This is a genomic window from Bradyrhizobium sp. (assembly GCF_049586575.1).
Taxonomy (GTDB): domain Bacteria; phylum Pseudomonadota; class Alphaproteobacteria; order Rhizobiales; family Xanthobacteraceae; genus Bradyrhizobium.
Genome location: NZ_JBAVCF010000588.1, coordinates 1 through 7,415, shown reverse-complemented (window position 1 = coordinate 7,415; position 7,415 = coordinate 1). Strand labels below are relative to the sequence as shown.

The 7,415-nt window shown below is 60.9% G+C and carries 7 protein-coding genes and 1 pseudogene; 5 read left to right on the top strand and 3 right to left on the bottom strand.

The features are described from left to right. The first annotated feature begins 107 nt into the window (after positions 1–107). Entirely contained in the window at positions 108–875 is a 768-nt protein-coding gene (modA, locus tag WB528_RS22080) for a molybdate ABC transporter substrate-binding protein (RefSeq protein WP_423890672.1), read from the top strand. A gap of 9 nt (positions 876–884) precedes the next feature. Here modA and WB528_RS22075 read toward each other — a convergent pair whose 3' ends face one another. From WB528_RS22075 to WB528_RS22065, 3 genes are all read right to left on the bottom strand, one after another. Further along, positions 885–1,313, bottom strand: coding sequence for a DoxX family protein (locus WB528_RS22075; RefSeq protein WP_423890669.1), 429 nt, complete (start codon positions 1,311–1,313; stop codon positions 885–887). A gap of 71 nt (positions 1,314–1,384) precedes the next feature. Beyond that, positions 1,385–2,473: a peptidyl-alpha-hydroxyglycine alpha-amidating lyase family protein gene (locus WB528_RS22070; RefSeq protein ID WP_423890667.1), complete on the bottom strand. Its 1,089-nt coding sequence runs from the start codon at positions 2,471–2,473 to the stop codon at positions 1,385–1,387. 39 nt (positions 2,474–2,512) lie between these two features. Further along, on the bottom strand, positions 2,513–2,758 hold the full coding sequence (locus WB528_RS22065; protein ID WP_422252854.1) for an Lrp/AsnC ligand binding domain-containing protein: 246 nt from the start codon (positions 2,756–2,758) through the stop codon (positions 2,513–2,515). Between the two features lie 465 nt (positions 2,759–3,223). Here WB528_RS22065 and thiD point away from each other — a divergent pair, with 465 nt between their 5' ends. The 4 genes and pseudogenes from thiD to WB528_RS22045 all read left to right on the top strand — a co-directional run bounded on the left by thiD (position 3,224) and on the right by WB528_RS22045 (position 7,389). Further along, positions 3,224–4,024, top strand: a complete 801-nt coding sequence (gene thiD, locus WB528_RS22060) for a bifunctional hydroxymethylpyrimidine kinase/phosphomethylpyrimidine kinase (protein WP_423890665.1) — start codon at positions 3,224–3,226, stop codon at positions 4,022–4,024. A gap of 10 nt (positions 4,025–4,034) precedes the next feature. Then, positions 4,035–4,253, top strand: a pseudogene (locus tag WB528_RS22055) (DUF1275 family protein); the annotation flags it as partial. 1,196 nt (positions 4,254–5,449) lie between these two features. Then, positions 5,450–6,253, top strand: a complete 804-nt coding sequence (locus WB528_RS22050; protein WP_423890663.1) for a UDP-2,3-diacylglucosamine diphosphatase — start codon at positions 5,450–5,452, stop codon at positions 6,251–6,253. An 83-nt stretch (positions 6,254–6,336) separates the two neighbouring features. Beyond that, on the top strand, positions 6,337–7,389 hold the full coding sequence (locus WB528_RS22045; protein WP_423890661.1) for a glycosyltransferase family 4 protein: 1,053 nt from the start codon (positions 6,337–6,339) through the stop codon (positions 7,387–7,389). The last annotated feature ends 26 nt before the right edge of the window (positions 7,390–7,415 follow it).

Sequence of the window (7,415 nt, the reverse complement as noted above, 5' to 3'; positions counted from 1 at the left end):
GGAGCTTTGGATTTGACATTCGCTTTGCGAATGCGCGGCTACGGGGTAGCGAATGTCAAATCCACTCCACTAGCCTAAAACGCCTCACCGACAGAGGAGAAACTAAAATGCGATACAAGTTGTTGCTGCTCGCCGGCGCCGTTGGTGCGGCCCTTTGCACGCCCGCTTCCCGAGCCGTCGAACTGAAACTGCTTACCGCCGGCGCATTCAAGTCGAGCGTGCTGGCGCTGCTCCCTGAATACGAGAGGACAAGCGGCAACAAGGTTTCGGTCGAAAATGACACCGTCGGCGCGCTGATGAAGCGGATCGAGGCTGGCGAACGTTTCGATGTGGTCGTGATGACACCTGAGGCGGTCGACAAACTAACCGGCGAGGGCAAGGTGATTTCCGGCAGCCGCACCAACCTCGCTCGCGTGGGCGTCGGGGTCATGGTGAAGACCGGCGCAAACAAGCCGGACATCTCGACCGTCGAAGCTTTCAAGAAGGCTGTGCTCGAGGCAAGGTCGGTCAGCTTCATCGATCCCGCCAGCGGCGGCTCCAGCGGCATCTACGTCGAGAAGCTGCTTGAGCGGCTCGGCATATCGGATCAGGTCAAGCCGAAGGAAAAGCTCAAACAGGGTGGCTATGTGGCCGATTACGTCGAGTCCGGCCAGGCCGAGCTTGGAATTCACCAGATCAGCGAGATCCTGCCGCATGCCGGCGTCACGCTGGTCGGACCGCTGCCGAAGGAAATTCAAAACTATACCGTGTACGCCGCCGGCATCGGTGCAGGAACCAAAGACGGCGACGCCGCCAAGGCGTTGATCGCCTCGTTGGCAGGTCCGTCGGCGCAGGCGTTGTTCAAATCGAAGGGCATGGAGCCGGGTGCTGACTAAGTCGCGCCTTCACTCTCGGTCGAGGCTTAGGGGTCCCGCGCCCCGCGCGAGGACGAAGAGGGCGCCGCCTGCGAGCCCGATGTCCTTCCAGAAATGGATGAGCTGGCCCCAGCGTGCGGCGTCGTTGCCGTTGATCGACCAGTAGGGATGGCCGATCACCGCGGCACAGAGATTGAAGAGCACCAGCAGCAGGGCGAACTCGCGGGTGCGGAAGCCAAGGACCATCGCGGCGCCGCTTACGACCTCGATGGTTGCCGCCAGCATCGCCCAGCCCGTCACCGAACCGGGCAGGCCTCCCATGAAATGAGTGAGCAGTCTCAGGTCCAACCAGTGATTGATCCCCGACATCAGGAAAAGCGATCCGATGCAGAGCCGGCCCAGCAACAGGATCGCTGGCTCGTGCCGCAGAACCAGGGAATCGATAACCCGCAACGCCATGACACTCGCCCCCGACTTGCTTTTGGACTTGCCTTTTAATGCACCGAGAGAGCCCCGGGCAATCGCTTCACTTATTTGGCAACGGCGTGAAGGATCAGCTTCTGCACCCGCCAATTGGCGGTCTCGGCGGCATAGATCAAGTTTTCCGAGGGACACGCGAGCGCATGTGCGCCGGAGAATTCCTTCAGCTCGCGTCCGGATTTGCCGATCACACCCAGCACCTTGCCGTCGAGCGTGACCTTGAAGATGCGGCCGGGGAAAGTCGTTTCGCCCACGAACATCACCTGGTTGGGTCCCGGCGTGATGCAGATTGCATTGGGTGCGCCGATTACCTTGGCGAGGCGGTCGCCGGTCGGCGTGGCGCCGTAGACGGCGCGCGTGGTCGGATCCGGCGGCACGGTGATCGAGAACATCCGCAAAAACTTGCCGTCGGTATCGAACACCTGGATGCGATGGTTGGAGCGGTCGCCCACATAGACGTTGTCGTTGTTGTCGATGGCGATGGAGTGAGGCAAGTGGAACTGGCCCGGCTCGGTGCCTGGCTCGCCCCATGACTTCACCCATTGGCCGTGCGCGTCGAACTTGGCGACCCGCGAATTGATGTAGCCGTCCGTGATGTAGGTGTTGCCCTTGGAATCCCAGGCCACATCGGTCGGCTCGCGGAACAGGCCGTCGATCGGCGGCAGCGGCGGATTGACGTGCTCCCACGGCCTGGCATCGTCGGCGGATTCCTTGCGCCGGCCGAACACCCACAGCACGCGGCCGGCGGGATTGAACTTGACGATCATGTCCGAACCCTTGTCGATGGCCCAGATGTTGTCGTCCTTGTCGATGCGCACACTATGCGCAAAAGCCCAGGCGTAGAGGCCCTTGCCGATCTCGCGGACGAAATCGCCCTCGGCGGTGAATTCGAGAAGCTGGGCTGCGGCCGGAGCATAGGCCGGCCCATTGGCGCTGTTCGAGCGCGTGAACACGAAGACGTGGCCCTTGGAGTTCACGGCCACTCCGGGCACCTCGCCGAAATTCATGCCGTCCGGCAGCTTCGGGAAATCCGCCACGGAATCGAAGGGAATCTGCGGAACGCTCTCTTGGGCAAGGCTCTGCTGGACAAGACACGGCGTCGCCATCAGCACCACGGCTGCGGTTATCAGCGCTTTCACGAAGAACCCCTCCCTGTTTTTTATTAGTTGGCGCTCGGCCTATCTGCCGCCAAACGCCTTGAAGGTGATGATCGTGAGGGTGTCCTGGATGCCGGGAATGACCTGTACTTTTTCATTGACGAAGTGGCCGATATCGGTGGCCTCCTCGACATAGAACTTCACCAGAAGGTCGTATTGGCCGGCGGTCGAGTAGATCTCCGACGCAATCTCCGCTTCCGCGAGCGCGTTGGCGACGACATAGGACTGGCCGAGCTTGCATTTGATCTGGACGAAAAAGGGCACCATCGCTGTCGTCTCCGGGAGGCTATTCTTGAGGCCCAATATAGCGTCGCAAAACTTGCTGGCAACAACACGCCGCGCTAGTGGTCCGATTCTAACATTCGCTCCCCCTCTCAGCGGGCGCTTTTTGCGAATGCGGGCACTTTTGCGAATGTTAGAATCACGGGACCACTAGCAATTATAGGTTTTCCAGTGTCCCGTTCCGAAGTTCGTCGCATTTGGGGAGCCACGTTTCGAACTTCGGAATCGAAAGGACACTAGCAACTTATTGATCTAGTGTGGCTTTGATTCAGAAGTCCGCATGACCAACTCGCGGCACAAACGATGCGGACTTCTGAACCGCCCCACTAGTGGAGTTTAGGGATTTGACATTCGCTTTCCGAGTTTGCAGCTAGATGGGTAGCGAATGTCAGATCCACTCCACTAGCGTGATCTTTAATATGCGTGTCCCGCTCGCTGCGAAATGAGACGATGACCTTACCCGTAGGACTCACGATTGCAGGCTCGGATTCGTCCGGCGGGGCCGGCATTCAGGCGGACCTTAAGACCTTTGCCGCCTTCGGCGTCTATGGCGCGTCCGTCATCACGGCGCTCACCGCGCAGAATACGCGTGGCGTCAGCGGCATTCATCCGGTGCCGCCGGCCTTCGTGACCGCGCAGATCGACGCCGTGTTCGACGATCTCGATGTCAAGGCGGTCAAGATCGGCATGCTGGCCGAATTCGCAACCATCGAGGCGGTCGCGGCCGCCCTGTCACGCTGGAAGCCCAAACTTGTCGTGCTCGATCCAGTGATGGTGGCGACCTCGGGGGATCGGCTGTTGTCGGCGGACGCGGTTTCGGCGTTGCGCGAACGCCTGGTTCCGAAGGCCACGCTGATCACGCCGAATTTGCCGGAGGCCGCAGCGCTTCTAGAGGAGGCGATTGCTTCCGATGAGGCCGCCATCACGAGCCAGGGCAGGAAGTTGCTCGCGATGGGCGCGCAGGCGGTGCTGATCAAGGGTGGTCACGGGCAGGGGACCGAGAGTACCGATTATCTCTTTATCGGTCGCCGCGTGACGGCGTTGCCCGCGCCGCGAATTGCGACAAAGAACACCCACGGCACCGGATGTTCGCTCTCGTCGGCGATTGCCGCCGGGCTTGCCAAAGGCCAAACGCTTGAACAAGCCGTGCATGACGCCAAAGTCTGGATCACCGCGGCGATCGCCGCTGCCGACGGCCTCGGCATCGGGCATGGCCACGGCCCGATCCATCATTTTCACCGGTTCGATTGAGAGCGCATTCATGGCCGCCGCATCTCTTCGCCCGACGCTGCCTTTGATTCTCGGCTTCAACGCGGGCTTCGTCGATACCGCCGGATTTCTGGCGCTGCAGGGCTTGTTCACCGCGCATGTCACCGGCAATTTCGTCACGCTCGGCGCCTCGCTCGCACTGGGCACGTCGGGTGCACTGGCGAAGCTTTTGGCGTTGCCGGTGTTTTGCCTCGTGGTGATCGCGGCACGATGGCGCGCGCGTTCATCCTGCTTTTTCAGTTCTTCCCGTGTTGTGGGTGTTCCGGCGCTCAGTACTTGATCAATGGCTTATCTGGAGGCATCGGGGTCCAGCCTTGCTACAAAGGAGAAATTGCCTCGTCGGGCAAATCGGATACCGGGTCCTGCGTTACGGCAACATCGCCTCTTTCGCACGGAACTTAGTTCGCGACGGGCAGTTCCCTTTGAAGTCATCATCAAGGAGACTTCTTATGGAATTGATCCTCATTATCATTGTTTTGGTGTTGTTGTTTGGCGGCGGCGGATATTGGGGCCGTCGTAGAGGTCATTGGTAGGAATTTCCCAAGGCGTCAGGATTGACCAAACGCCAAGCCCAATCGCGAGTCAAAACGGACTTGCGTGTGCGCCGATCTGATTTGCTCGTCGGCAGTGATCATTTTTCGGCGCGACCCTTCGCTTGATGACCTCGAAGTCATCGAAATCGCGTGCGCCAAAAAGCCGATTTGTCGAGGCGCTTCAAGTTGATTTGGGCTGTCCAGTCCCGTTTGAAAAAATATTTCGCTTAAGGCGTCGGGCAAATCACTCGTACAACTTCGCCCGTCTCGCCCGAGAGAGGGACGTTGGCCATCGTCACGAACGTTGGGCGAGATGCGGTGGACGCGAATGGTGCACGAGACGAATGCGCCAGACGCGGACGGCGAAGTCGTGTGGTCCTGATATCCCGACGCTGATATCAAGCTGGCGACAATGCTTGCGCATTGCGGCCTGCGACGGTGACAACAACGCCCGGTCGCCGGGGAGAGCATGAAGGAAACCGTTAAACCATTGCGCGGGGAATGCCGGGTGAACCGGTGTGACCGTGGTGACTAACTCGTCGTGCTTTTTACTTTTCGCACGCGAGGCCGCGGGCGCAATGGGCGCCCGGCATTCCCTGCGCCTCCATTGGCGAGTGGCTCACTCTATGCACGGCTCGGGCGCAACCAAGCGTCGCGAGATACGCGGATTCATGCCTGCCGAGGGAGCACGGTGTTAACCATTAGTGCATCAGCGGGAACCCCTCCCCAGCGCGGCTGATGTCGCCTGATTGTCGCAAGCGCCTGTTATCGCGAGTCTTGAAGAGCTGTATCCGATTCGCGCTGGGAACGCGGCTCGCCCCAGTCATCGAACTGTCATTGGAACCTGATACGCGCGCGCATGGGAAGTGACTCGATGAGTGAAGAGCAGCCGGAGCGGCGTTTTCGCACCCTGTTTATCTCCGACGTGCATCTCGGAGCCCGCGGCTCACAGGCCGACAAGCTGCTCGATTTTCTCCGCATCCACGACGCCGACACCATCTATCTCGTCGGCGATATCGTCGATGGATGGGCGTTGAAGTCGAGCTGGCACTGGCCGCAATCGCATAATGACTTCGTGCAGAAGATGCTGCGCAAGGCGCGCAAGGGCGCCAAGGTCATCTACGTTCCCGGCAATCACGACGAGTTCCTGCGCAACTATTACGGCACGCATTTCGGCGGCATCGATGTGGTCGAGAACGCGATCCATACCGGCGTCGATGGCCGGCGCTATCTCGTCATCCACGGCGACATCTTCGACCTCGTGGTGCAGAACGCGCGCTGGCTCGCCCATCTCGGCGACAAGGCTTACGACTTCGCGATCCAGATGAATCGCCTCGTCAACTTCTTCCGCCGCGGGTTCGGAGTGCCCTATTGGTCGCTGTCGCAATGGGCCAAGCAGAAGGTCAAGAACGCGGTCAACTATATCGGCGCGTTCGAAACCGCGCTCGCCGCCGAAGCGCGGCGTCACGGCGCCGACGGCGTGATCTGCGGGCACATCCACTACGCCGTTATCCGAGAGAACTATCACGGCATTCGCTACATGAATTGCGGCGACTGGGTGGAGAGCTGCACGGCACTGGCCGAGCATGAAGACGGTCGCTTCGAGATCATCAGCTGGACCGATCCTCTGCTCCAGGCGCTTCCCGTTCCGTCGGTGGCGGCGCGTGCCGCGGCCTAGGTTTTTATGAGCATGATCTCCGCGCAAACGCTGTGCTTTGTCGCGAAGGAAAACCGCTGCACACTTTTCCGGATCATGCTCTGATGCGAATTCTCGTCGCGACCGACGCATGGCACCCGCAGGTCAACGGCGTGGTGCGGACGCTCGCGATGACAGCGGAAGCGGCGAAATCTCTGGGCGCTGAAGTCAGCTTCCTCACGCCGCAGTCGTTTCGCACCTTCGCGCTGCCGAGCTATCCGGGACTGCGGCTGGCGGTGCCTTTCGGCGCGAAGATCGCGCGCCTGATCGCCGACGCGCGCCCCGACAGCATTCATATCGCGACCGAAGGACCGATCGGGCTCGCGGTGCGCCGCTATTGCCGCAAACACGAGTTGCCGTTCACGACGAGCTTCCACACCCGCTTTCCCGACTATGTCTCGGCACGGCTGCCCGTCCGCGAGTCCTGGATCTGGACTGCGCTACGGCGGTTTCATCGCGGCAGTAGTGCGGTGATGGTGGCGACGCCGGCGCTGGCGAATGAATTGCGCTCGCGTGGTTTCCGCAATGTGGTGCTGTGGCCGCGCGGGGTCGATACCGCGCTGTTCCATCCACGTCATGTCGATCTCGGCTTCGCACGTCCGGTCTTTCTCTGCGTCGGCCGCGTCGCGATCGAGAAAAATCTCGAAGCGTTTCTCGATCTCGATTTGCCGGGCACCAAGGTCATCGTCGGCGATGGACCGGCACGCGCAAGCCTGATGCGAAGCTATCCGGATGCCGTCTTCCTCGGCGCGCAGCAGGGCGAGGAGCTGGCGCGGAGTTATGCCGGCGCGGACGTCTTCGTGTTCCCGAGCAGGACCGACACGTTCGGCCTCGTGCTGCTGGAAGCGCTCGCAAGCGGCACGCCGGTCGCTGCCTTTCCGGTTTCCGGCCCGCGCGACGTCATCGGCTCAGCTCCGGTCGGCGCTTTGAACGAGGATCTGGCCGAGGCGTGCCGCGCGGCTTTGCGGGTCTCGCGGCAGGAATGCCTTGAATTTGCTACCCGTCATACCTGGGCGGCTTCGGCCCGCGCTTTTATCGAACACATGGCCGATATCCGTGCGGGAGCAGAGTCGGAGCTTTCGCCGCGGCTGTCGGAGCAGCCGCGCTTCGTTGCATAGCTAGCGGAGTGGATTTGACATTGCCG

Bases quoted from the DNA above. Each gene is read 5' to 3' on its own strand.
- WB528_RS22075 (WP_423890669.1), bottom strand. From the start codon at position 1,313: ATGGCGTTGCGGGTTATCGATTCCCTGGTTCTGCGGCACGAGCCAGCG.
- WB528_RS22050 (WP_423890663.1), top strand. From the start codon at position 5,450: ATGAGTGAAGAGCAGCCGGAGCGGCGTTTTCGCACCCTGTTTATCTCC.
- WB528_RS22045 (WP_423890661.1), top strand. From the start codon at position 6,337: ATGCGAATTCTCGTCGCGACCGACGCATGGCACCCGCAGGTCAACGGC.
- modA (WP_423890672.1), top strand. From the start codon at position 108: ATGCGATACAAGTTGTTGCTGCTCGCCGGCGCCGTTGGTGCGGCCCTT.
- thiD (WP_423890665.1), top strand. From the start codon at position 3,224: ATGACCTTACCCGTAGGACTCACGATTGCAGGCTCGGATTCGTCCGGC.
- WB528_RS22065 (WP_422252854.1), bottom strand. From the start codon at position 2,758: ATGGTGCCCTTTTTCGTCCAGATCAAATGCAAGCTCGGCCAGTCCTAT.